At 31.4% G+C, this 264-nt stretch carries 1 protein-coding gene; it reads left to right on the forward strand.

Features of this window, described 5'->3' with window-relative positions; genetic code table 11:
• Positions 1-264 (forward strand): hypothetical protein (locus AOA61_RS32020; protein WP_218197416.1); only part of this gene is annotated, 264 nt, incomplete at both ends.

Consider the following 264-nt stretch of genomic DNA (forward strand, 5'->3'; position numbering starts at 1 on the left):
ACTTCAAGAAGGAAATTTTGATTTATATGATTATGCTTTTAAGCTTTATTCTAGTGTAACCAGTCCTTATTCCATAAATAAAAAAAGTGGTATTCAGGGAGTGAATCAATTAAGCTATTTGTCAGAGGCCTATGAGAAGGCTCAACAGAGTGACGGGTCTATATCTCTATTAATGAAAACAATAAAATTTGGTAATGACTTATACAAAGATTTTTTAACCGATGTAGGAAAAGAAAAAAAGCATATTCGGAATCTATGGGAAGC

It is taken from the genome of Pseudomonas sp. 2995-1, assembly GCF_002742505.1.
Classification (GTDB): Bacteria; Pseudomonadota; Gammaproteobacteria; order Pseudomonadales; family Pseudomonadaceae; genus Aquipseudomonas; species Aquipseudomonas sivasensis.